Origin of the sequence: Aeromonas sp. SER (assembly GCF_038739615.1) — a bacterium.
Lineage (GTDB): Bacteria > Pseudomonadota > Gammaproteobacteria > Enterobacterales > Aeromonadaceae > Aeromonas > Aeromonas jandaei.
The window spans coordinates 221,488-244,162 of record NZ_JBCGFC010000002.1 but is presented as its reverse complement, the minus strand read 5'-3'; the positions used below and the strand labels follow the sequence as shown (position 1 = coordinate 244,162).

Genomic DNA, 22,675 nt, shown 5'->3' with positions numbered 1-22,675 from the left:
TTTTCCTTTGCGGCCCGTCAGCTCCGGCTATTCGTCGGTTATCGTGCTGGCGAGGGGGCCGATATAGCGTGCCTGTTTGTGGGGCTTGATGCGGCTCACATCGACCCACACCAGGCCATCAATGCAGTGGTTGAAGTCGGGGTCGATGCCAAAGTCCATGAACTGGACTCCGCCCGGTTCGCACAGCTCAGAGTACTGCTTGTAGAGGGTGGGAATGGCGCAACCCAGATTGCCGAGACGCTCCTTGAGTTCCTTGAGGTCGGCGCCGTAGTCGAGACCGGTAAACAGCGCTGGCGTGGCGGGATAGGGGCGGCGGGAGGGGGCGAGCGCCAGCTCGGGGGCAAAGTGCTGGCGGTAGAAGCTCACCAGCAGATCCTTGGCCTGCGGTGGCAGGCTGCCGGAGAGCGACACCGGGCCAAACAGGTAGCGGTAGCGAGGATAGCGGGCCAGATAGGCGCCTATACCGAACCAGAGATAATCGAGCCCCCGTTTGCCCCAGTAGGCGGGCTGGATAAAGCTGCGGCCAAGCTCGATGGCAAGCTCCAGCCGCGGCAGCAGCTTCTCTTCAAAGCCGAACAGGGTGTGGCTGTAGAGACCACCCAGCCCCTTGCTGGCCAGCAGCTCGGCCACCGGCGCGAAGCGGTAGGCGCCGATGATGTCGAGCCGGGCAGGATCCCAGAGGATAAGGTGGTGGTAGTCATCATCGAAGGGGTCGAGATCCCGTCTTTTGCCCGAACCTTCCCCGACCGCGCGAAAGGCGATCTCCCGCAGCCGACCCAGTTCGCGCAGGATCACCGAGTGGCTCGCCTCGTGGCGGCGGTAGAGGTAGATCCCCTGACCATCCGGGGTGGTGCCGAGCTGCTCGCAGCTTTCGATGGCCTGTTTGAGCTGGCGACGATCCTCCGGCAGGGCGATGGGGGCTTCGGTCTGCAGCCGTCCCGGCTTGCCGCGGCCAATCCGGTAGAGGTGGCTGCGCATCAGTTTTGCCGCGCTCTTGGCCGGCAGCGCCTGAAAGCCGGTGACCGGGATGCGCGCACCTATAGTGAGCGGCAGGGTCTGCCCCTGCTGGCGAAACAGCTGGCGCACCAGCAGCAGGGCTGAAGCGGGTTTGTTGAGCCAGGAGGCGAGATAGAAGGCGACGCTGTTGCGCCCTCCCACGTGGATGGGTACCAACGGGGTGGCGGTGCGTTTGGCCAGCTTGATAAAACCGCCCTGCCAGGGGCCATCCTTGATTCCGCCGGGGCCGAGGCGCGATACTTCGCCGGCGGGGAAGATCACCAGCGCCCCCTCTCTGGCAAGATGCTCCCCCATGGCCAGAATGGCCTGCCGGTCGGTCTTGCCCTCCATGTTGTCCACCGGCAGCAGCAGGGGACGTAGCGGCGCGAGTTGGGCCAGCAAGCGGTTGGCAACGATTTTCACATCGGGGCGGATGCGACCGAGCAGGCGCAGCAATGCCAGCCCGTCGAGGGAGCCGATGGGGTGATTGGCAACGATAATGACCCGGCCACTGGCGGGGATATGCTCAAGCTGCGCCTCGTTCACCCGGCAATCTACCGCCAGCTCCGCCAGCACCTGCTCGACAAAGTCGAGGCCGCGCAGGTGAGGATGGCGCAGGGCAAAGTCGTTAAAGGCGGGTTCGTTGAGCAGCCAGCCAAGGGCTCGTTTGCCGAGGCTGGCAAGCCGGGGATGGCCATTGAGGCGCGGGAAGTGCTGGGCAAGCAGGGTATCGATAGTGAACATCTGGGGGCTCCGGCGATCCTTTGCCCCCAGCATGGCGGGTGACTGTTCCCGGCAGATGTCGATGGGATGACAGTTTGATGGCAAAGAGGGGAGCCGGTTAAGCGGCTCCCCTCTTGGTTGTCACTGTGGTGACGATGGCCGGTTTAGCCGCGCCAGGCCGAGGTGAGGCGAACCAGCTCGACCAGGGTGGCGACCGCTTTTTCCATGGATTGCAACGGGATGAACTCGTGCTTGCCGTGGAAGTTGTGACCACCGGTAAAGATGTTGGGACAGGGCAGACCCATAAAGGAGAGGCGGGCGCCATCGGTACCACCGCGAATGGGTTTGATCTTGGGCACCACGTCGGCTGCCTCCATGGCGGCGCGGGCCAGCTCGACGATATGCATGTGCGGCTCAATCTGGCTGCGCATATTGCGATAGCTGTCGGTCAGGGTCAGCTCGATGCGCGCCTTGGGATGCTCGGCCTGCATGGTGGCTACCCGGCTCTCCATCAAGGCTTTGCGCTCGGCGAAACGCTGGTCGTCAAAGTCGCGGATGATGTAGTGCAGAGTGCTCTCCTCCACGGTGCCGCTCATCTGGGCCAGATGGAAGAAGCCCTCATATCCCTCGGTGCACTCCGGGGTCTCGTCGGCCGGCATGGCGGCGTGGAAGCGGGCGGCCAGGGTCTGGCTATTGATCATGCTCCCCTTGGCGGTGCCGGGGTGGACGTTGTTGCCGACGAAGCGGATGTTGGCGCTGGCGGCGTTGAAGTTCTCGAACTCCAGCTCGCCCAGCTCACCACCATCGACGGTGTAGGCCCACTTGGCCGGGAATCGGTCGAGCGGGAAGAGGTTGGCGCCACGGCCAATCTCTTCGTCCGGGGTAAAGCCGACCCAGACATCACCGCGCGGGATCTCGGGGTGCGCCTGCAGATGGTCGATGGCGCTGAGGATTTCGGCGATACCCGCCTTGTCGTCGGCTCCCAGCAGGGTGGTGCCGTCGGTGGTGATGAGGTCCTGCCCCAGATAGTTTTTCAGGAAGCGGTAGTCACGGATGGCGAGCACCTCGTCACCCTTGCCAAGACAGATATCGCCGCCCTGATAGTTCTCGATGATCTGCGGCACCACGTGCTCCGCCTCGTAGTCGGCGGTGTCCATGTGGGCAATCAGGCCGATGGCGGGAGCATCCGGCTGGTTGCCCGGCAGGCAGCCGGTGAGGTAGCCGTGCTCATCCAGAGTAACCTGGGTCAGCCCCAGCGCTTCCATCTCTTCTTGCAGGGCGCGGGCGAAGATCAGTTGTCCCTCGCTGCTCGGGCAGGCGGGATTGGTCTCGTCAGAGCGGGTATGAAAAGTCACGTAACGCAAAAAACGCTCAAGCAGGGTATCCATTAATCAGCCTCCGGTTGTGAACGCTCATTTTGCGCCAATCCAGCCTCACCACTCATTGCGTCAGCGCAGGTTTTTTCCATTTTTTGCCTTGGTCCTACCAGCGGGCACAAGCACAGCTGCTGCCGGTTTATTGCGCATAAAAGTCGCCACTTCGGGGATTTTTAATCATGGTCGGCAGCGGGGTGTTTGGCCTGCAAGTCCCGCATCACAAGGGCTGCCTCTTTGGAGGGGGAAACGCGACTCTTTTCAGCGCGCATAACAGGGTGGGGCGATCATGCGCTATCCCAGCCCCCGCCTGCCCGCCAGCAAGATTTGAGTGGCTTATTAAAAGCGGATTTTGAGCACTATTTTTTATTGTCACCGCCCGCGGTAAGTGTGTACACTCCGCGCCGATCCGAAGGTAACCCTGAAGCAGGCAGAGCCGCCAGAAACCGGAAGGATCATACGCCTATAGGGCGAGGCACGCAGAAACGACAGACACTGCTGGGGAATGGTTTCTTTAATACCGGTTAGGCTCCGGTATCAGGGAGAACAACAGACACTCATCTTTCTTTTGACCGAGTGGGCCAACGGCTCATCATCTTCCCTTGTCATGGGCGGTCACTGGATATGAGCTGGGCTGTGGTTGTTGTCGTCTATCAACACGCATGCGTGCTGGCGCCTTCGCTTCTCTTCCTTGGAACCCTCTCCTGCTGTCGTGATGGCTGCCGAATGATGAACGGACGACGTGGCTGATGTCGTTTGTCATCAAAGTACCGCGGTGCAACGTAAAGTAGCACCGCATACCGTTGAGCTTGATGTAAAGCCACCAGCCCCACATCAAGACTCGTTACTTCCCAAGATCCACCAGGCAGCCTCTGGCTTGCCGCGATGTGCAAAGCGCAACACTGCTTTGCACAAGATGGTCTGGATGTGATTGAGGGTAACGAAGGCGACTTCCCGTCGCTCATTTGCGAGGCATAGCCCATGACTAACTGGTCCAGCAAGGACTCCTTGAAGGTCTACAACGTTCCCTACTGGGGTGCGGGTTTTTTCAATATCAATGACGCCGGTCATGTGACCGTTGCTCCCGACAAGTCACGCCCTGACGCACAGATCGTGCTTTCTGACGCCATCGAACAGTTGCGTCAGTCCGGGCTGACCACCCCCGTGCTGCTGCGCTTCCCCGACATTCTCAAGAGCCGGGTCGATGCGCTGTTCAATGCCTTCGGTCAGGCCATCGAAAAGTCAGGCTATGAAGGGGACTACCTCTGCGTTTACCCGATCAAGGTAAACCAGCAGCGTCGTGTCATCGAGACCATCAGCCAGTCCTACAGCGACAAGCCCCGGCTTGGCCTGGAAGCTGGTTCCAAACCGGAACTGCTGGCCGTGCTTTCCCATCACCATGAGCAAGGCTCGGTGATCGTCTGCAACGGTTACAAAGACCGCGAATATATCCGCCACGCTCTGCTCGGCAACCTGATGGGCCACAAGGTCTACATCGTGGTAGAGAAGCCCTCCGAGCTGGAGATGGTGCTGGACGAGTCAGCTCGTCTCAACATCAAGCCCAATATCGGCGTGCGCGCCAAGCTCGCGTCCACCGGCTCCGGCATGTGGGAATCGAGCGGCGGCTCCATGTCCAAATTCGGTCTGTCAGCCTCCCAGATCCTGGCGCTGATCGAGCGTCTGCGCAGTGTCGGCAAGCTGGATTGTCTGCAACTGCTGCACTTCCATCTGGGCTCCCAGATCGCCAACATCCGCGACATTCAGGGCGGTATCCGCGAGTGCGGCCGTTTCTACGCCGAACTGCGTCGCCTCGGTGCCAACATCGAAGTCGTTGACGTCGGTGGCGGCCTGGGGGTGGACTACGAGGGAACCCGTTCCCAGAGCCACTGCTCCGCCAACTACAGCCTCTCCGAGTACGCCAACAACGTGGTATGGGGCATCGGCGATGTCTGCCGCGAGTTCGACCTGCCGCACCCGACCATCATCAGCGAGTCCGGCCGAGCCCTGACCGCTCACCACGCCGTACTGGTCACCAACATCATTGGTGCCGAAGGGGTGGAGATGAACGACATCAGCGCGCCGGGCGAAGATGCGCCGACCATTCTGCAGAACATGTGGAAAGGGTGGCAGGATCTGAGCGGTGAAGATCCCTCCCTGCTGGAGATCTTCCACGACTCGGTAGCCGATCTGGCTGACGTCAACACCCAGTACACCATGGGTCTGCTCAACCTCGAACAGCGTGCCTGGGCCGAGATGCTGCACCAGAACACCTGTCTGGCGCTCAAAGAGCTGCTCAATCCGGTCAACCGCAACCACCGTGCGCTGGCTGACGAACTGAGTGAAAAGCTGGCTGACAAGTGCTTTGCCAACTTCTCCCTGTTCCAGTCCCTGCCGGATGCCTGGGGTATCGGTCAGGTATTCCCGGTGATGCCGCTGGCCGGTCTCGAGCGTCCGCTCAGCCGTCGCGGCATCCTGATGGATATCACCTGTGACTCCGATGGCCAGGTCGAGCACTACGTCGACGGTCTGGGGGTCGAGAGCACCCTGCCGATGCCGGTTTACGGCGAGAACGAAGAGTGCCACGTCGGCTTCTTCCTGGTCGGTGCCTATCAGGAGATCCTGGGCGACCTGCACAACCTGTTCGGTGATACCCACTGTGCGGAAGTGTGGCTGGACGAAGAGGGCAAGATGGACATTCGCAACGTGGTGCGCGGCGATACCGTCGACCAGCTGCTGCGTTACGTCAACATCGACCCGTCCGTTATCCGTGAGAACTACCAGCGGATCGCCTCCCACCCGGCGCTGGACGACGCAACCCGCAAAGCCCTGCTCGACGAGCTGGAGCTGGGTCTGCAAGGCTACGCCTATCTGGAAGATGAATAAGCCTTTTGGCTTGCCCCTCGCTTTGGCGGGGAGATGAAAAAACGGCGCCTGCGGGCGCCGTTTTTGTTGTGGAACGCCTGCAGTGCTGTCGCGGGGCTTTCCCCATCTTCATTCGGATAGCAATGGGCCACTCCGGGCCGTGCAGGCCACAGATCCGGCAGATATCTGCGGTTGTCAGCCGCTTCTCTTGATCTGCATCAAGTGTGATCCGCGGCGGTTACTTTACGGTCAGAAGTGATGTTGTGGAGATGTAACAAAAGGATGTGAATATGGAACTGGAAAGGGATCCGAGATGCTATACCGACGTCTGCATCAATGGTAAGTGGTATCACTACGACCACTGCAGCACCAATGTCTACATGTTGATGGGGGGCGCGGCTCCCTGTCTGCAGCTTGCTTATGAGCCGAGCAGCGAAGAGGAGCTGATCGAGATGCTCCGCCAGCTGGCCTGCTGTTAAACCAGTGGCCATCGCGCCTGTTGCCGCGATGGCCAATCCTTCTTTAACGATTAATGGCCCGAGTTGCGGCCAAATACTCTCTTGCCCATCTCCATCAGTGCGACGGCAAAGGCGTAGCTGCTGTCTGATTTGCCTATTTCATCGGCCACGTAGAGAAAGTTGGATCGGTACTTCTCCACCGCCTCTTGCGGACTCCGGGCATCGATAAAATCCTCCTCGACTTCAAATCCCTGCGCCAGTAGCGCCTCTTTTTCGGGCAGAAAGGTGGGGGAGGCCATGTCGATAAAGGTGTAGTGCTGCCGGTTGGAGTCCGGCATGGTGAAAAACTGGTACTTCGCCATCTGCGATGCCTCGCCTGAACGGGTTTGTCGTGATGTGACCTTCCGCGGGTTGAACTGCTTTTCCACTTTCTTGCCGGTATCTTGTACTTGTGCAGGGGATGGGTAGCGTTCGACTCTTTTTTATTGCGTCCGAGCTTACTCTGGCGGCACTCTTGCACGCAACAGAGATGGCGATTTTTTTCATCACCCCGCACGGGGTTAGCGGGGTAGAAGTAGAGTATAAAAAACCAGCCCGACGAGACTGGTTTTAACTGATTGCTGACCCGATCAGGCTGGTTTAGAGGACGAAGCTCTGCACCATGCTGCGCAGCTGCTCGGTAAGCTGGTGGATCTGGCGAGCGGCATCGCGCGCCTCGTTGGCGACCTGCAGCGCCTCGTCACTGCCATCGGAGATGCGCACTACATTGCGCTCAATCTCGTTGACCACAGCGCCCTGCTGTTCGATGGCGCTGGCGATGATGGCATTGGTATCGACCATCCGATCCACCTTCTCGGTGATGGCGCCGAAAGCGTGCTGGGCTTCCTGGGCGAGACCGACCCCCTCCTGCGCTTCGCGGCTGGCGGCAGACATGGCATTGACCGAGGCGCGGGCGCCGGATTGCAGCTGTTCAATCATCTGCTGGATCTCGACGGTGGCCCCCTGGGTGCGACTGGCCAGCGAGCGTACTTCATCGGCCACAACGGCGAAGCCGCGCCCCTGTTCACCCGCCCGGGCGGCCTCGATGGCGGCGTTGAGTGCCAGCAGGTTGGTCTGCTCGGCGATACCGCGGATCACGCTGATGACGCCGCCAATCTGGCTGCACTGCTGCTCCAGCTGACGAATGCTCTCGGCGGTGCGCAGTACTTCGCGGTTGATATGGTCGATCGCCTTGATGGTGCGATCGACCACAGCCTCGCCCTGACCCACCACTTGCTGGGCTTCCTGAGTCATGCGGGCAGCCTGCAGGGCGTTGCCCGCCATGTCTTGTGAAGTTGCGGCCAGCTCCTTGATTGCGGTGGCCACCTGATGGGTCTCCCCTTGCTGGGCGGCGATCACCTCCTGCGAGCGGCAGGTGCGATCCTCAATCTCGGTGGCGCTCTCCACCACGGTGACGCCGTTTTCCCGTACCCGCTGCATCAGGGTGCGCAGGGTCTCCAGGGTGATGTTGTAATCACGGCTGATGGCGGCCAGCTCATCCTGACCGATGATCTCGATGTGCTGGCTGAGATCCTGGGCGTTGACCCGGGCGGCGATCTCCCGTACCCGGCCCACGGTGTCGCGCAGGGAGAGATAGGCGCCAATCATCAGGTAGATATAGAGCAGCAGGATGGCGGTCAGTGGCGCCGTTACCCACCAGAAATGGCGCTGGTTGGCTGCCATGCGCTGATGCAGGTCGGTTTCCAGCCGCTGGCGCACCTGGCCTGCCAGCTTGGTGATGGTGTTGTCGAGCCCATCTCCCAGCGCCAGCACCTCCTTGGTTGAGAGCTGTACCAGCTGATCCTTCATCATCTTGTTTTCCATGGTATCGACCCCCTGACGAACCTGTTGCAGCAGGGTATCGGTCTGCTGGCCCAGCTCGGCGCGATAGGCGGGTTCAATCTGGTAGAGCAGGGTCAGATCGGCTTCCAGCTCCTGCAGGGTGGCGTTGATGAGGTCAAGGCGAAAGCGCAGACCGCTGTACCCTTCCGCCTGAAACAGGCCGAAGTCGGCGATGGTAGCGGCGCGATCCCGCACCTGAGCCAGCAGGTCGCGCAGTTGTGGCAGCCGTTCGCTGGTGAGGATCACCATGTAATAGGTGCCGAGCGCCGGATCCTGGATCAGGCTGCTGGCGGCGGTGATGTTCTTGTAGAGGTGGCGCACTTCGGTCAGTAGCTTGTCGTGGCGAAGATTGCTCTGATCAACCTCCAGCTTGCCCCCTTCGCTCTGCAGGGCAGCCCACCCCTGTTTGAGGGCGTCGAAAGCGGGATTTTCCTGACGGGTATCGGCAAAGGCGCGCAGGCTATCCTCCACCGCTTGAGCGGCAGCTTTGACCTTATCCTCTCCCACCGGGTTCTGCTCGTAGGCGTGCTGGGTGACCAGATTGCGGTGGGTCAGCAGCGCCTGCTCGATGGCGGGCACCGGGGCCAGATTGATGACGCCGGCCAGCTCCTTGCGGGCCTGTTCGTTGTCATCCTGCAGCCGTCCCAGCAGATTGGCCATGCTGTAGGCCAGCGGCAGCAGCATCAGACAGGACCAGAGCAGAAATTTGTATTTGAAAGAGAGCTGGTTGCCCAGCCTGATAGCCGGGTTGAAAATCCATTTCATATGAGGCCTCGATACCCGAAAAGACGGGTGCATGCGGTTATGGCTGAATATTACTCCTCGCCGCAGCACTTCGGTCAGGGAGAGGGGGAAGTTGTGATCCCCTTGGCTTTTTGTTCTGTTGCCAGCGCAATAGCAATGAAAACGGGCCACCCGAAGGTGACCCGTCTGTTGGCTGTCTGGTTATCTGGCTACTCAGTTGAACGCCAGGAAAGGCGAGACACAGAGCAGCAGGCCGGTGACGATGATGATGTAGAGGGAAGTGCCCTTGTACTTGTGCAGCGCCGGTACCTGATAGACCAGATAGGCCGGGATGAGGCAGCCCACCATACCGAAGATGGGGCTGCAGATGGAGGTGAAGCTCAGCACCGGGGCGTTGAGCACGATGGCACCCCAGGAGAGCATGACGGTGAACACCATGATCCCTTTGCCCACCAATCCCTTGTTGATGCGGTTGTCCGGCAGCACCCGGCGCAGCAGGTTCATCGCCAGCCCCTGACAGGCTTCACGAAAGCCCAGATAGACGCCGAAGTAGGCGGTCATTACCGCAAAGATGTTGAGGGTCAGACTGAGGAGCTTGAGGGTCTGGCCGGGCATCCCCTGCGCCACCATCGCCAGTGCGGAGATGTTCTCCTCGGAGGCTTTGACCGCCTGATCGTGACCCATGGCCAGGGTGAAGGAGACTGCGTAGAAGAATACCACCACAAACAGGATGCCGAAGGCGATATTCATGGCGCGCATCGCCTTGAAACGGGCCACCTCCAGCGACTTCTCCCGCGAGCGGTAGGAGATCACCATGGGGCTCAGGCTCTGGATAAAGAGGATGGAGGTGAGGGTGAAGGGCAGCATGATGATGGCATCCTTCATCCAGTCTCCGGCGACGGGCATGGCGGTGATGTTGGCCGCATCCCATTTGTCCACCATCATCAGGCCGAGCACGGCCACCACGCTGATCTTGGTCAGCACCATAAAGGTGGAGATCTTGAACAGCAGGTTTTCGCCGCGCGAGGCCAGCGCCACCAGACCGCAAATAAGCAGCAGGCCGTAGAGGGGATTTTCCGAGAGCAGGCCGTCGGTGACGCCGAAGCTCTGCAGGAAGGAGGCGCTGTCGTTGGTGATGGCGGTGGAGTAGACAAAGACCCAGATCACCAGCATCACGAAGTAGAGGGCGCCGAGCAGCACACCCCAGTTCTTGCCAAGGTAGCCGGTGATGACGCTGGGATAGTCCTTGCATTCGGGCGAGGTGGCCAGGGTATTGATAAAGAGGCGCTGGAACATATACATGGCCGGATAGCCTATTACCGCCGAGAGCAGAAAGACCCACAAGCCCATCAGCCCCACCTGTACCGGCAGGAAGACGATCCCCGCGCCGATGGCCATGCCGATGCTCATGATGATCCAGCCCCAGTCGGTGCTGTCGAAGCGAACCGCCTCTTTCCATTCCAGGGTGCCCATCATGGGGCCGTTGAGTGTGGTGCTATGCGCGTCCATTAGAACCTTCTTGTCGTTGTAAGGGTAAGAGCGGGCGCAAATATAGTTGAATGAATGCGTTGCAAACAATGCGTCCGCGCTCTCTTTTATTCAAATCAGGAGGGTGATCACGGTTTACTATGAGACCTAAAGATGCCTTTTTACGCCATTTTTCTATCTTTTTGTTGAATGGATAAACTAAAAAGCAAATAATGTTGAGCGAAAGCAGAGCTATAAATGCAAAAATAATTGCAATTACGGAGTGGTTAATATGAAAAAAATCATCACTGCGGCCTCGGCTCCCGACGCCATCGGACCTTACAGCCATGGCACTGCCTATGGCGACCTCATCTTTACCTCCGGCCAGCTGCCGGTGTGCAAACAGCAGGGCGGCGTGGTTGCCGGCGGTATTGAGGCACAGAGTCGTCAGGCACTCGAAAACCTGAAAGCGGTGCTGGAGGCGGGCGGCGGCTCGCTGGAGACAGTCCTCAAGACTACCTGCTATCTCGCCGAGATCAGCGATTTTGCCGCGTTTAACGAGGTTTACAAAGCCTATTTCCAGAAAGATTGTCCGGCGCGCAGCTGCTTCGCGGTGAAGGATCTGCCGATGGGCGTCAAGGTTGAAGTGGAAGCGATCGCCCATATCGCTCGGTAACGGATAGAGAAAGGTTCAATCAATGAAACAAGCGTGGCAGCAGTATCTGCAGATTATTCAACAGGTTGTCAAACCGGCGCTGGGCTGTACCGAGCCTATCGCCGCCGCTTATGCCGCCGCAGTTGCCGCCCGGCAACTGGGCTGCGCACCGCGTCGTATCGAGGTGGCGGTGTCGGATAATCTCTACAAGAACTCGATGGGTGTCTATGTGCCGGGTACCGGCAAGATTGGTCTGGCGATCGCAGCCGCAGCCGGCGCCCTCGGTGGCAATGCCGATGGCGGACTGGAGGTGCTGGCCGCCATCACCGCAGATCAGGTGGCCCGTGCCCAAGCCCTGATCGATGCAGGTGGCGTGCTGGTCAGCCGCACTGCTGCCCCCGAGTTTATCTTCTGCCGCGTGACTGTTTATGGCTCTGATGAAAATGGTGAAGAGCACAGCGCCGAAGTGACCCTGTGCGGCGGCCATACCCGCATCGTCGAGCAGCGTCGCGATGGCGAGGTGACCTTCACCGCCGATCAGAGCCAGGGCGGTGCCACCGGTTCCATCTGCGATGGCGTGGATATCAGCATCGCCGCCATCTATGAGTTCGCTACCCAGGTGGAGTTCGAGCAGATCAGGTTCATCCTCAAGGCCTCCGAACTCAACGGTAAGCTCTCCGCCGAGGGGATGAACAACCCCTATGGTCTCGAGATAGGTCGTACCATGCAGCAGAACATTGATGCCGGTCTTATCGGCGAGGATGTGATGAACCGCATCGTGATGATGACGGCGGCTGCCTCCGATGCCCGTATGGGGGGCGCCACCTTGCCTGCCATGAGCAACTTTGGCAGCGGTAACCAGGGCATCGCGGCCACCATTCCGGTGATGGTGATTGCCGAGCGCTATGGTGCCAGTGAAGAGCTGCTGGCTCGCGCTCTCATCATGAGCCATCTGGGCGCCATCTATATCAAGTCCCACTATCCGCCGCTGTCGGCCTTCTGCGGCAATACCGTGACCAGCGCGGCAGCCGCCATGGCCATGGTCTATCTCGCTGGCGGCAGCTTCGAGCAATCCTGCTTCGCCATCCAGAACGTGCTGAGTGACAGTGCCGGCATGGTGTGTGACGGAGCCAAAGCCTCCTGTGCCATGAAGGTGAGCACCTCCTCCGGTGCGGCGGTACGTGGCTTCCTGATGGCGCTCAACAGCCACTCGGTGTCGGGGCAGGGGATTGTTTCCGACAACGTGGATCAGACCATTCGCAACGTGGGTCAGATGGTGAAGGACGGCATGTCTGCCACAGACAGCACCATTATTGATATCATGTCCGCCTGAGTGTCCCTGTCGGCTGCTGCCCGGCGTCCATCGCCCGGCAGCAGCCCTTGCAAGAAGGTCCGAATGTGAAGCTGCAAGAGTTGAGTCAGAACGATTTCCAGATCCTCAAATCGATGGAGATCATCGTGGATGGCATCGCCGCCATGTATGGTCAGCACACCGAGGTGCTGCTCCACAGTCTGGATGTGCGCAACCCCTCGATCATCAAGATTGCCAACGGTCATATCACCGGCCGCAGCGTCGGCGCCCCCATCACCAACCTGGCGATGATCAAGCTCAAGAGCGGGCAGGATATCTCCAACCCCTACATGACCAAGTGTGCCACCGGCAAGACCCTGCGTTCGCTCACCACCGTCATTCGCAACGGGGAGCACAAGGCGATCGGGCTGCTCTGCATCAACACCGACATGGATGCCCCGCTACAATCCGTGTTGCGTGCCATGATGCCCGAGTGCATGCATGCCAGCGAGAACCACGCGACCCCCGAGGTGTTTGCCCGTAACATCGACGAAGCGCTCAACAGCACCATAGATACTGTCAGCGCCGAGGTGCGCGGTAATGACGCCGTGCCCCCTTCCCAGAAGACTCGGGTTATCGTCAACCAGCTGCACGACATGGGGATCTTCGAGCTTAAAGACAGTGCCCAGATCGCCGCGCGTCAGCTCGGCATCTCGGTCCACTCCATCTACCGCTACCTGCGGGAGATCAAGAAGGGGTAGGTGCATGACACCTGCCTCCCCATACTCTGCACAAGCGACAACAGCCAGAGTCACAGGCCGTAACGCTGGCTGTGCGTTACCCAGCATGGGCAATGAAAGCCGTTACCGCACCACCCGGGTTGTCGCCTTGTTCCCATCTCGTTGAATCAGCTGGAAATCACATGTCACGAATCATCTATCTGCTGCGCCATGGCCAGACCCTTTTCAATGCCGAACAGCGCCTGCAGGGACGCTGTAACTCCGATCTGACCGAGAAGGGTGAAGCGCAAGCTATTGCCATGGGACGGCGGCTTGCCGACGAGTTGGCGGATCCCGCCCGCTGGACCGTCTACGCCAGCCCGCTCGGGCGCGCCCGCCAGACCGCCCTGCTGGTGTGCGAGCAGTTGGGTTTGCCCGCCGATCGCATCATCTGGGATGAGCGGCTGATGGAGCTTGGCATGGGAGAGTGGGAAGGGTGCCGGATCCCCGAGCTCTGCCAGGCTCACCCTGAACTCGATACCGGCAGGGGCGATTGGTATCTGCAGGCGCCGGGGGCCGAGAGTGTCCTCAGCATTCAGCGTCGCGCCCAGCAGTGGCTGCTGGACCCGAAGGTCGCCGAGCGCGCCATCGTCATTTCCCACGGTCTGCTCGGCGCCATGCTGCGTGGCGTCTATGCCGACCTCGATGAGGCTGCGATCTGGGCTCAGGAGTTGCCGCAGGATGCCTTCTACAAGCTGCAAGCGGGCAAGATCACCCGGATAGCCTGCTGACTGCCTCAAGCGGGGGGGGGCTCCATTGATAGCTCGAGGTGAAAGGTGGGGAGGGCGAAAACAGGAGAGGAAACCTGTGCTGACATTGCTGAAGTTGGCCGCGAGAGAAGGTTGAATAGGGATGTGGTCAGGGAATCACAATCCACTCCCGTCTGACCCCCTCATATACCGAGCTCAAACCATACCCTTGCCAGATATCGGCCATGGCATCGCCAAAGACTCCAAGGGAGAGCGATGTGCGCAGGCGTTTCACTGTGTCGGGCGGGATCTGTGGATGGCAGGCCAGCCACCTTTCCACCCGGGCAAGGATCATCACTCGCTGGAGCCTGTTTTTATGTCTGGGGGAGGTGATCAGCTCGGGAAGTTCGTCGCTAATCAACAGGTCGAAGCGCCCGGCCTGCAGCATGGCGATCCCCAGACTGGCCTTGGGCAGCAGCTCGTAGCGGATCGCTGCGTTATCAAGCAGCTCCCTCAGCTCTGCCACATCGATGGCACCAATCCGGTAGTTGCGCAGTGCCTCTATGTTGCTCAGGGGCGGAATAGTTTCCTGCCGGGCGTAGACTGCGAGGGTGATGGGGGCGATGCGCGCAACGTAGCGCAGGGTTTCGGCATTCTCGGCCGAGAAGTGCACCCCAAGCCCGCAGCTGTTTGGCTCGGTGGCCACTATCTTGAGCAGGCGCCGCATGGGCTTGGCTTGCAAATTAATTTCTATCCCTTGCTGCTTGGCCAAGCGGGCAAAGACATCGACATAAGGGCCGCTCAGCTGTTCTCCGGTAACCTGAATGAAAGGGGGGTAGGCATCGGCATAGATGTTTAGCACTGGCCCGGCCGATGCAAGTTGGCACCACAATAGCAGCAATACCCACCACCCCTTCATCTAGCCTCCTAAGGATGTGTGACCAGCTCCACAGGGGTTTGCACTATGCCGGGCAGATCGGCTTGTGTTATCTTCTGCGCCAGCGCTTTCAGGGCGAGGTCGAGCGCATATTGTGCCTGCTTGCCCGGATACTGGTCAGCGGTTGCCACCACAGATCCATCGCTGAGATAGGGGTGGATCCCCGGAATATTGTCATAGCCACCGATCAGCACCTTGCCTTTGAGCCCCAGCTCAGCCAAGGCTTGGGCGGCACCGATGGCCATATTGTCGTTACCGCAGAGCAGCGCCTTGACGTCCGGGGTTGCCTTGAGGAGATCGATAGTGGCGCTCTTGCCCTGAGCTGTGTCCCAGTAGCCGCTGCGCACGCCGGCGACAACCATGTCAGCAGCGCGCAGGGCGGCTCGGAATCCGTCACTGCGAGCCCGGCTGTTGATGGCACCGGGTGGGCCCTCGATCAGCCCGACTTTACTGCCCGCCGGGAGTTTTTTGGCGACATATTCGCCGACACTGCGCGCACCGGCAAAGTTGCTTGGGCCGACGAAGGGGACATTGACCCCTTCCAGCACCAGCGCCCTGTCATCGAGCTTGTTGTCCATGTTGATAACCAGAATGCCGGCGCGGATCGCCTCCATCAGAACGGGCAGCATGGCGACCGAATCGGTCGGTACCACCACCAGGGCATCCACTTTCTGGCCGATCATTTTGCGGATGATCGCCTCTTGACCTGTGACATCCACCTCCTGCTGGATGCCTTCTAGCTGTAGTGTCAGGGCGTCCGGGTGGGCCGCAGCATAGGTCTCTGCCCCTTTCGCCATCTCGATGAAAAACTCGTTGCGGACCGATTTCAGTACCATGCCGACAGTCGGTTTGGCTGATACCTCACTGGCTGCAAACAGTGCCACAGCCGCCCACAACAAGCATCTTTGCCAACATCTGGTCATGTTACCTCCGCCCTGTTGGGCCAATCATCCAGCGCCACGATGTTGTCCAAGTATATGCCAGCCATGGACGGGCAAGCGGCTTCTGGCAAGTGCCCGAATGTGCCGTGGGGCAACCAAAGCTCTGGGAGGCTATTTCTCTTTCATTTCTGTCGTGGGCTGGTGGATTTTTGTCGCCGTTCAACACATCAGAGCACCTTATCGCGGCAAGATGAGGTATCTTATGCCCCGATTTCATCCATTAAACGGATCCGAGACCCCATATGATTATCAAACCCAAGGTTCGCGGCTTTATCTGCACCACCACTCACCCGGTTGGCTGTGAAGCCAATGTTCGTCGCCAGATTGCTTATACCAAAGCCCAGGGCACCATCGAGAATGGTCCCAAGAAGGTGCTGGTGATCGGCGCTTCCACCGGTTATGGTCTGGCCTCCCGCATTGCTGCCGCCTTTGGCTCCGGCGCCGCCACCCTCGGCGTCTTCTTTGAAAAAGCGGGCACCGAGTCCAAGACCGGTACTGCTGGCTGGTACAACTCCGCAGCCTTCGACAAGGCTGCCAAAGAGGCAGGCCTCTACGCCAAGAGCGTCAATGGCGATGCCTTCTCCAACGAGTGCCGCGCCAAGGTGATCGAGCTCATCAAGCAGGATCTGGGTCAGATTGATCTGGTGGTCTACTCTCTGGCCTCTCCGGTGCGCAAGATGCCGGAAACCGGCGAAGTGGTGCGCTCCGCCCTCAAACCGATCGGCGAGGTCTATACCACCACCGCCATCGATACCAACAAGGATCAGATCATCACCGCCACCGTTGAGCCGGCGAATGAGGAAGAGATCCAGAACACCATCACCGTCATGGGCGGTCAGGATTGGGAGCTGTGGATGGCCGCCCTGCGCGATGCTGGCGTGCTGGCTGATGGCGCCAAGTCCGTGGCTTACTCCTACATCGGTACCGATCTGACCTGGCCAATCTACTGGCATGGCACCCTGGGCCGCGCCAAGGAAGATCTGGACCGCGCCGCTGTCGCCATCCGTGGCGATCTGGCTGCCAAGGGCGGCACCGCTCACGTGGCCGTGCTGAAATCCGTGGTGACTCAAGCCTCTTCCGCCATTCCGGTGATGCCGCTCTATATCTCCATGGCCTTCAAGATCATGAAAGAGAAGGGCATTCACGAAGGGTGCATGGAGCAGGTGGATCGCATGATGCGCACCCGTCTCTACGCTTCCGACATGGCGCTGGACGATCAGGCCCGCATCCGCATGGATGACTGGGAACTGCGCGAAGACGTACAGCAGACCTGCCGCGACCTGTGGCCATCCATCACCAGCGAGAACCTCTCCGAGCTGACCGATTACACCGGCTACAAGCAGGAGTTCCTGCGTCTGTTCGGCTTCGGTCTGGACGAGGTCGATTACGATGCGGATGTGAATCCAGACGTGAAATTCGACGTAGTCGAGCTTTGAGTCTGACTCAAGTGAAAACGGGGCCCCGCGGGGCCCTGTTTTTTTGGCAAAAATACCGCTAAGTTACGGAATTTTATTATCAGCGATCACCTTTTTCCCATATCAAACCCGCTAGTCTGGCGGTGATCGGATCACATGACGGCATTGCCGAGGTACGGAAGCTATGACCACTCCAAATGAAGCGCCCAAAAAGCGCCAACTCCCCACTGTCTATACCCTGCTTTTCATCATCATCGCCCTGATGGCGGCACTCACCTGGGTGCTGCCGGCGGGCAAATACAACTATGTGACTGCCAAGACCCAGCAGCCGGTGGCGGCCGCGGCCGTGGCTGACTACAGCGGCGATGAGCGACTGTTGCCGGTGCCCGGCAGCTACACCGAGTTGCCCTCTCATCCGCAGGGGGTATTCGATGTGCTCAAGGCCCCCATTCAGGGCTTTCACAAGGCGGCCGACGTCGCACTGTTCGTGCTCATCATCGGTGGTTTTCTCGCGGTGACCATGCAGAGCGGGGCACTGGATGCCGGGGTGGGAGCCATCGTGCGCGGCTTTGCCGGGCGCGAACGGCTGCTGATCCCGGTGCTGATCGCTCTCTTTGCTCTTGGTGGTTCCACCTTCGGCATGGCGGAGGAGACGGTAGCCTTCTGGGCACTGATCGTGCCGGTGATGATGGCGGCGGGCTTTGATCGCATGGTGGCGGCGGGGATTATCCTGCTTGGCTCCGGGGTCGGGGTGCTCGCCTCCACCGTCAACCCGTTTGCTACCGGCATCGCCTCCGGTTTTGCCGGCATTCCCATCGGGGAGGGGATTGGCCTGCGGGTCATCCAGTGGCTGCTGCTGGTGATCTTCGCCTCCTGGTTCGTGATGCGTTACGCCAAACAGGTGCAGCAGGACAAGTCCCGCTCCGTGCTGGCCGATATTGTCTATGACGACGAGTTCTCCCAGATGAAGAGCGGCAACCTCGCCTTCACCGGCAAGCAGAAGCTCACCATGCTGGTATTCTTCGGCACCTTCCTGCTGATGATCTATGCGGTGGTGCCCTGGTCGGATTTGGGGATCGATGCGCTGCCCACCTTTGGCTGGTGGTTTGACGAGCTCTCCACCCTGTTCTTCAGTGCCTCTATCCTGATCGCGCTGATCAACCGGATGCCGGAGTCCAACTATGTGGCGACCTTCCTCAACGGGGCGCGAGACCTCATCGGAGTGGCGCTGGTGGTAGCGGTGGCGCGCGGCATCTATGTAGTGATGGAGCATGGCGTTATCATCGACACCATCTTGCACTGGGCCGAGGGGCTGGTGAGCGGACTCTCCTCGTCAGTCTTCATCCTGATGGCCTATCTGGTGCACATCATCCTGAGCTTCTTCATCCCGTCCACCTCGGGGCTGGCGACCGTCTCCATGCCGTTGATGGGGCCACTGGCTGACTTCTCCGGCATCTCGCGGGATCTGGTGATCACCGCCTATCAGTCCGCCTCCGGCTGGATCAACCTGTTTGCCCCCACCGCCGCCCATCTGGTGGCGGGTCTGGCGCTCGCCAAGATCCCCTACGATCGCTTCGTGCGTTGGGTGCTGCCCTTCATCATCGGGGTGGCTCTCATCACCATGGCGGTACTGGTGGCTGGCGCCCTGCTGCACGGTTGATGGTACGAACAAAACGACAGAGAACAAAAAGGCTCCCGCGGGAGCCTTTTTCATGAGCCTTGCTTACTGCTTGTAGCCCTTGAGGAAGCGGGCGAGGCGGCCGATGGCATCCTCCAGCTCCTCTTCCCGGGGCAGGAACACCAGCCGGAAATGATCCGGCGCTGGCCAGTTGAAGCCGGTGCCCTGTACCAGCAGCAGCTTCTCCTGTTGCAGCAGGTCGAACACCATCTTCTGGTCGTCGCGAATGTCATACACCTTGGGGTCGAGGCGCGGGAACATGTAGAGCGCCCCCTTGGGTTTGACGCAGGAGACCCCGGGGATCTCGTTCAAGAGTTCCCACGCCTTGTCCCGCTGCTTGCGCAGGCGGCCGCCCGGCAGGATCAGCTCGTTGATGCTCTGGTAGCCGCCGAGTGCAGTCTGGATGGCGTGCTGCATCGGCACATTGGCACACAGCCGCATGGAAGCCAGCATCTCCAGCCCTTCAATGTAACCGCGAGCACGGCCTTTGGGGCCGGTGATGACCATCCAGCCCTGACGGAAGCCGCAGGCGCGGTAGGCCTTGGAGAGGCCGTTGAAGGTCACCACCATCACATCGTCACACAGGGTGCAGACGCTGGTGTGGGAGATATCGTCGTAGAGGATCTTGTCGTAGATCTCGTCGGCGAAGATGATGAGGTTGTGCTGGCGGGCGATCTCGATCACCTCCAGCAGGAACTCGCTGCCGTAAACGGCGCCGGTCGGGTTGTTGGGGTTGATCAGCACCAGGCCGCGGGTGCGCGGGGTGATGCGGGCGCGGATGTCATCGAGATCCGGATACCAGTCGGCCCCTTCGTCGCAGCGATAATGCACCGCATGGCCACCGGAGAGGGTGACGGCGGCGGTCCAGAGCGGATAGTCGGGGGAGGGCACCAGCATCTCGTCGCCGTTGTTGAGCAGCGCCTGCATCGCCATCACGATAAGCTCGCTGGCGCCATTGCCGATGTAGATGTCGTCGATGTCGACCTTGCGCATCCCTTTTTGCTGGTAGTACTGCATCACCGCCTTGCGGGCGGAGAAGAGCCCCTTGGAGTCGCAGTAGCCCTGGCTCTGGGGCATGTTGAGGATCACATCCTTGATAATCTCTTCCGGCGCATCAAAGCCGAACGGGGCCGGGTTGCCGATGTTGAGCTTGAGAATGCGGTGGCCTTCGTCTTCGAGACGGCGAGCTTCTTTATGCACCGGGCCGCGGATGTCATAGCAGACATCATCGAGCTTGTGCGACTTGTCGATAGTGAACATGGTGACAGTGATTCCTTCCCCACAGGGACGCGTTGGCGAAAAAGGCGATTTTTAGTATCAAATATCTTTTCCCCTATTCTTCACAGAATTGAATGCTAGAACAATCTTCTTTTTAGTAGAAATTCCTGATTTTTAGCCCCAAAACAGAGTTATTAAAAGGTTAAATTCAGCACGATCGTTTGTGCTTGGCAAGGTTCACCAGTGAAAGATGGGGGAGTGATTAACAAAGCTACTCTACTGTGTTGAAATCTTCACGCTCTCTGGCACGATTGGCTTGTGTAAAAAAGCCTCTTCATCGTCATTTCCGACGAGAAAAAGCTGATACAACTGGCACTGGCCAGCGCATATTTCTCCTTTCCCGTCCTGTTCCATCTGCAGAGGTATCCCATGCATGCACCCACACCCGGCCGCTATCGTCACTTCAAGGGGGGTTACTATCAGGTGCTGACCCTGGCCAGCCATACCGAAACAGGCGAGCAGCTGGTGATCTATCAGTCGGAGCAGGATGGCGCCGTCTATGCCCGTCCAGTCGCCATGTTCATGGAGTGGATTGAGCATCAGGGTCAGGTGGTCAGCCGATTTTCGCCGATCAAGTGATCCGCTGGTGTGGCCCTGAATTGTTGATCAACAAATAGACAGAACAGGTCTTTGGAGTCACAAGTTGTCGCATGAGGCTCCTTGTTGGCAACAGCCTCTTTGTGGCTTGCTACTGATAAATATCTCTACTAATCAACTAATTGTGACCTGAATCACGTTTTGTTACGGCTGGTAACCGGGTTCGCATCGGCTATTGCTCCTCCCATAATGCTGCGCGTGTTAACGCATGGCCCCTTTGTGGGCCTTTTTATCTCATCTTATCGGGAGACATAGTGTGAAACCTGTAGCAGCAGAGTTTTTGGGAACCTTCTGGCTGGTATTGGGAGGTTGTGGCAGTGCCGTGCTGGCTGCAGCCTTTCCTCATGTGGGGATCGGCCTCTTGGGTGTATCGCTGGCATTCGGCCTGACCGTGCTGACCATGGCGTATGCCATCGGCCATATCTCCGGTTGCCATCTCAACCCGGCAGTCACCATCGGTCTGTGGGCTGGCGGTCGTTTTCCGGCTTCCGGCGTGCTCTCTTACATAGTGGCGCAGGTGCTGGGGGCAATTGCCGCCGCTGCCGTACTCTATGTGATTGCCAGTGGTCAGGCCGGTTTTGATCTCTCCGCCGGCTTTGCCTCCAATGGCTACGGTGAGCACTCTCCGGGCGGCTACAGCATGATGGCGGCACTGGTGTGCGAAGCGGTGATGACCGGCTTCTTCCTGTTCGTCATCATGGGCGCTACCGACAGCCGTGCGCCAGCTGCGCTTGCTCCGGTTGCCATCGGCCTGTGCCTGACCCTGATCCATCTGGTGAGCATTCCGGTGACCAATACCTCGGTCAACCCTGCCCGCAGTACCGGTGTTGCGCTGTTTGTCGGTGACTGGGCTATCGGTCAGCTGTGGCTGTTCTGGGTTGCCCCGATTGTCGGTGCCATTCTGGGTGCGCTGGCTTATCGCCTGGTGGCGGCTGAGCAGAAGTAATCGTTCGCGAAACAAAGTGTGGTATCGACACGCCCAAGGGCGTGTTTTTTGTTTTCTGGCGGTGGGAAAAACCTGAGGGCCTATAGCCCCTTGGCCTGCAGCATCTCTTTGTATCGCTGATGCAGCAGCTGGACACGCTCCACATAGGCGCGAGTTTCGGCGTAGGGGGGGATGCCGCCATGTTTTTGCACGGCGCCTGAACCTGCGTTATAGGCTGCGGTAGCCAGCGCTATGTTGCCGTCATACTGCTTGAGCAATCCCGCCAGATATTTTACCCCGCCGAAGATGTTCTGCTCTGCCAGCAGGGCATTGCCAACCCCCAGCTCCCGCGCCGTTTCCGGCATCAGCTGGGTAAGACCCATGGCCCCTTTGCGAGAGATCGCCATCGGATTGAAGGCCGATTCGGCGTGGATGAGTGCCCGGATGAGGGCTGGTTCTACGTGATAGGTGTCTGCCGCCGCCTTGATAGTGCTGGCGTAGTCATAGAGAAAAAGCCCGGTAGTGTGCCAGTTGATGTCCGATTTCGGGTCGCAGGCGAAGCAGTCGTTAAAGAGCAGCAGTTCGTAGTTGCCCTGCTCGGGCACCATGTCCGAGTAGCGGATCACGCCGTTCTTCTGCACAGACTTGTAAACATGGATCTGCTTGTTCCCCTGTTGTGCCTGTGCCTGTGCCTGTGCCTGTACCTCGGGGGTTGCAAGCGGCAGGCGCAGAGGCGGAACGGGGGCTGCCGACAGAAAAACCACCTCGGCAGGAGGCGGCGCTTCGCACCATCCTGCCAGGGGGATCAACAACAGATGGCCTGCCAGCTTCCATGCTTTCAAACCGCAAACTCCTTCCTCTATGCGTGTGTTGAGTAAAGCATCATGAGGGGGGCAGAACAAGCGGGAAAACAGGGTGAGCGTTGCCGGCAGGTGAGCGGGATCACGGTGTGCAACAGAGCTGCTTCTGCTCTCGTTGGCCTCTGG

The 22,675-nt window shown here is 59.5% G+C and carries 19 protein-coding genes; 10 read left to right on the top strand and 9 right to left on the bottom strand.

Features of this window, described 5'->3' with window-relative positions:
- Nucleotides 1-27: 27 nt before the first annotated feature.
- Nucleotides 28-1,740: a GNAT family N-acyltransferase gene (locus tag AAHA41_RS03950; RefSeq protein WP_323092135.1), complete on the bottom strand. Its 1,713-nt coding sequence runs from the start codon at nucleotides 1,738-1,740 to the stop codon at nucleotides 28-30.
- A 143-nt stretch (nucleotides 1,741-1,883) separates the two neighbouring features.
- Nucleotides 1,884-3,107: a peptidase T gene (pepT, locus tag AAHA41_RS03945; protein WP_323069808.1), complete on the bottom strand. Its 1,224-nt coding sequence runs from the start codon at nucleotides 3,105-3,107 to the stop codon at nucleotides 1,884-1,886.
- A 966-nt stretch (nucleotides 3,108-4,073) separates the two neighbouring features.
- Between pepT and speA the strand changes: the two genes are divergently transcribed.
- Nucleotides 4,074-5,975, top strand: a complete 1,902-nt coding sequence (speA, locus tag AAHA41_RS03940) for a biosynthetic arginine decarboxylase (protein WP_041208699.1) — start codon at nucleotides 4,074-4,076, stop codon at nucleotides 5,973-5,975.
- A 269-nt stretch (nucleotides 5,976-6,244) separates the two neighbouring features.
- Entirely contained in the window at nucleotides 6,245-6,433 is a 189-nt protein-coding gene (locus tag AAHA41_RS03935; protein ID WP_033115019.1) for a hypothetical protein, read from the top strand.
- A gap of 50 nt (nucleotides 6,434-6,483) precedes the next feature.
- Here AAHA41_RS03935 and AAHA41_RS03930 read toward each other — a convergent pair whose 3' ends face one another.
- The 3 genes from AAHA41_RS03930 to AAHA41_RS03920 form a co-directional block, all read right to left on the bottom strand.
- Nucleotides 6,484-6,774: a hypothetical protein gene (locus AAHA41_RS03930; RefSeq protein WP_071910965.1), complete on the bottom strand. Its 291-nt coding sequence runs from the start codon at nucleotides 6,772-6,774 to the stop codon at nucleotides 6,484-6,486.
- A 277-nt stretch (nucleotides 6,775-7,051) separates the two neighbouring features.
- A complete protein-coding gene (locus tag AAHA41_RS03925; protein WP_323069806.1) occupies nucleotides 7,052-9,058 on the bottom strand; it encodes a methyl-accepting chemotaxis protein in 2,007 nt (668 codons plus the stop codon).
- 192 nt (nucleotides 9,059-9,250) lie between these two features.
- Complete coding sequence (locus AAHA41_RS03920) at nucleotides 9,251-10,546, bottom strand: hypothetical protein (RefSeq protein WP_323069804.1); 1,296 nt, start codon at nucleotides 10,544-10,546, stop codon at nucleotides 9,251-9,253.
- 250 nt (nucleotides 10,547-10,796) lie between these two features.
- On the opposite strand from AAHA41_RS03920, the gene AAHA41_RS03915 reads away from it, so the two are divergent.
- From AAHA41_RS03915 to AAHA41_RS03900, 4 genes are all read left to right on the top strand, one after another.
- On the top strand, nucleotides 10,797-11,180 hold the full coding sequence (locus tag AAHA41_RS03915; protein ID WP_033115021.1) for a Rid family detoxifying hydrolase: 384 nt from the start codon (nucleotides 10,797-10,799) through the stop codon (nucleotides 11,178-11,180).
- A gap of 22 nt (nucleotides 11,181-11,202) precedes the next feature.
- Complete coding sequence (locus AAHA41_RS03910; protein WP_323069803.1) at nucleotides 11,203-12,492, top strand: L-serine ammonia-lyase, iron-sulfur-dependent, subunit alpha; 1,290 nt, start codon at nucleotides 11,203-11,205, stop codon at nucleotides 12,490-12,492.
- 65 nt (nucleotides 12,493-12,557) lie between these two features.
- Complete coding sequence (locus AAHA41_RS03905; protein WP_320656252.1) at nucleotides 12,558-13,211, top strand: PAS domain-containing protein; 654 nt, start codon at nucleotides 12,558-12,560, stop codon at nucleotides 13,209-13,211.
- 161 nt (nucleotides 13,212-13,372) lie between these two features.
- Nucleotides 13,373-13,960 (top strand): histidine phosphatase family protein, encoded by a 588-nt coding sequence (locus AAHA41_RS03900; protein WP_323069802.1) that lies wholly within the window; start codon nucleotides 13,373-13,375, stop codon nucleotides 13,958-13,960.
- A gap of 127 nt (nucleotides 13,961-14,087) precedes the next feature.
- Here AAHA41_RS03900 and AAHA41_RS03895 read toward each other — a convergent pair whose 3' ends face one another.
- Together AAHA41_RS03895 and AAHA41_RS03890 are read right to left on the bottom strand one after the other, a co-directional pair.
- On the bottom strand, nucleotides 14,088-14,837 hold the full coding sequence (locus AAHA41_RS03895) for a hypothetical protein (protein ID WP_323069801.1): 750 nt from the start codon (nucleotides 14,835-14,837) through the stop codon (nucleotides 14,088-14,090).
- An 8-nt stretch (nucleotides 14,838-14,845) separates the two neighbouring features.
- Entirely contained in the window at nucleotides 14,846-15,739 is an 894-nt protein-coding gene (locus AAHA41_RS03890) for a sugar ABC transporter substrate-binding protein (RefSeq protein WP_225628368.1), read from the bottom strand.
- 299 nt (nucleotides 15,740-16,038) lie between these two features.
- Between AAHA41_RS03890 and fabV the strand changes: the two genes are divergently transcribed.
- The gene (fabV, locus tag AAHA41_RS03885) at nucleotides 16,039-17,232 is read left to right on the top strand and encodes an enoyl-ACP reductase FabV (RefSeq protein ID WP_323069799.1); all 1,194 of its coding nucleotides are present in this window, start codon (nucleotides 16,039-16,041) and stop codon (nucleotides 17,230-17,232) included.
- A 163-nt stretch (nucleotides 17,233-17,395) separates the two neighbouring features.
- On the top strand, nucleotides 17,396-18,871 hold the full coding sequence (locus AAHA41_RS03880) for a YfcC family protein (protein WP_042031335.1): 1,476 nt from the start codon (nucleotides 17,396-17,398) through the stop codon (nucleotides 18,869-18,871).
- Nucleotides 18,872-18,934: 63 nt separating this feature from the next.
- Here the strand turns inward: AAHA41_RS03880 and AAHA41_RS03875 are convergent, their stop codons facing one another.
- Nucleotides 18,935-20,149 (bottom strand): pyridoxal phosphate-dependent aminotransferase, encoded by a 1,215-nt coding sequence (locus AAHA41_RS03875; RefSeq protein WP_043851260.1) that lies wholly within the window; start codon nucleotides 20,147-20,149, stop codon nucleotides 18,935-18,937.
- Nucleotides 20,150-20,536: 387 nt separating this feature from the next.
- Between AAHA41_RS03875 and AAHA41_RS03870 the strand changes: the two genes are divergently transcribed.
- Together AAHA41_RS03870 and aqpZ are read left to right on the top strand one after the other, a co-directional pair.
- Complete coding sequence (locus tag AAHA41_RS03870; RefSeq protein WP_043851261.1) at nucleotides 20,537-20,746, top strand: DUF1653 domain-containing protein; 210 nt, start codon at nucleotides 20,537-20,539, stop codon at nucleotides 20,744-20,746.
- A 274-nt stretch (nucleotides 20,747-21,020) separates the two neighbouring features.
- Nucleotides 21,021-21,710: an aquaporin Z gene (gene aqpZ / locus AAHA41_RS03865; RefSeq protein WP_139396534.1), complete on the top strand. Its 690-nt coding sequence runs from the start codon at nucleotides 21,021-21,023 to the stop codon at nucleotides 21,708-21,710.
- 80 nt (nucleotides 21,711-21,790) lie between these two features.
- Here the strand turns inward: aqpZ and AAHA41_RS03860 are convergent, their stop codons facing one another.
- Nucleotides 21,791-22,531 (bottom strand): lytic transglycosylase domain-containing protein, encoded by a 741-nt coding sequence (locus AAHA41_RS03860; RefSeq protein WP_323069798.1) that lies wholly within the window; start codon nucleotides 22,529-22,531, stop codon nucleotides 21,791-21,793.
- Nucleotides 22,532-22,675 lie beyond the last annotated feature (144 nt).

Coding starts and splice junctions, on each gene's coding strand:
- AAHA41_RS03950 (WP_323092135.1), bottom strand. CDS start 1,740: ATGTTCACTATCGATACCCTGCTTGCCCAGCACTTCCCGCGCCTCAAT.
- pepT (WP_323069808.1), bottom strand. CDS start 3,107: ATGGATACCCTGCTTGAGCGTTTTTTGCGTTACGTGACTTTTCATACC.
- speA (WP_041208699.1), top strand. CDS start 4,074: ATGACTAACTGGTCCAGCAAGGACTCCTTGAAGGTCTACAACGTTCCC.
- AAHA41_RS03935 (WP_033115019.1), top strand. CDS start 6,245: ATGGAACTGGAAAGGGATCCGAGATGCTATACCGACGTCTGCATCAAT.
- AAHA41_RS03930 (WP_071910965.1), bottom strand. CDS start 6,774: ATGGCGAAGTACCAGTTTTTCACCATGCCGGACTCCAACCGGCAGCAC.
- AAHA41_RS03925 (WP_323069806.1), bottom strand. CDS start 9,058: ATGAAATGGATTTTCAACCCGGCTATCAGGCTGGGCAACCAGCTCTCT.
- AAHA41_RS03920 (WP_323069804.1), bottom strand. CDS start 10,546: ATGGACGCGCATAGCACCACACTCAACGGCCCCATGATGGGCACCCTG.
- AAHA41_RS03915 (WP_033115021.1), top strand. CDS start 10,797: ATGAAAAAAATCATCACTGCGGCCTCGGCTCCCGACGCCATCGGACCT.
- AAHA41_RS03910 (WP_323069803.1), top strand. CDS start 11,203: ATGAAACAAGCGTGGCAGCAGTATCTGCAGATTATTCAACAGGTTGTC.
- AAHA41_RS03900 (WP_323069802.1), top strand. CDS start 13,373: ATGTCACGAATCATCTATCTGCTGCGCCATGGCCAGACCCTTTTCAAT.
- AAHA41_RS03895 (WP_323069801.1), bottom strand. CDS start 14,837: ATGAAGGGGTGGTGGGTATTGCTGCTATTGTGGTGCCAACTTGCATCG.
- fabV (WP_323069799.1), top strand. CDS start 16,039: ATGATTATCAAACCCAAGGTTCGCGGCTTTATCTGCACCACCACTCAC.
- AAHA41_RS03880 (WP_042031335.1), top strand. CDS start 17,396: ATGACCACTCCAAATGAAGCGCCCAAAAAGCGCCAACTCCCCACTGTC.
- AAHA41_RS03875 (WP_043851260.1), bottom strand. CDS start 20,149: ATGTTCACTATCGACAAGTCGCACAAGCTCGATGATGTCTGCTATGAC.
- AAHA41_RS03870 (WP_043851261.1), top strand. CDS start 20,537: ATGCATGCACCCACACCCGGCCGCTATCGTCACTTCAAGGGGGGTTAC.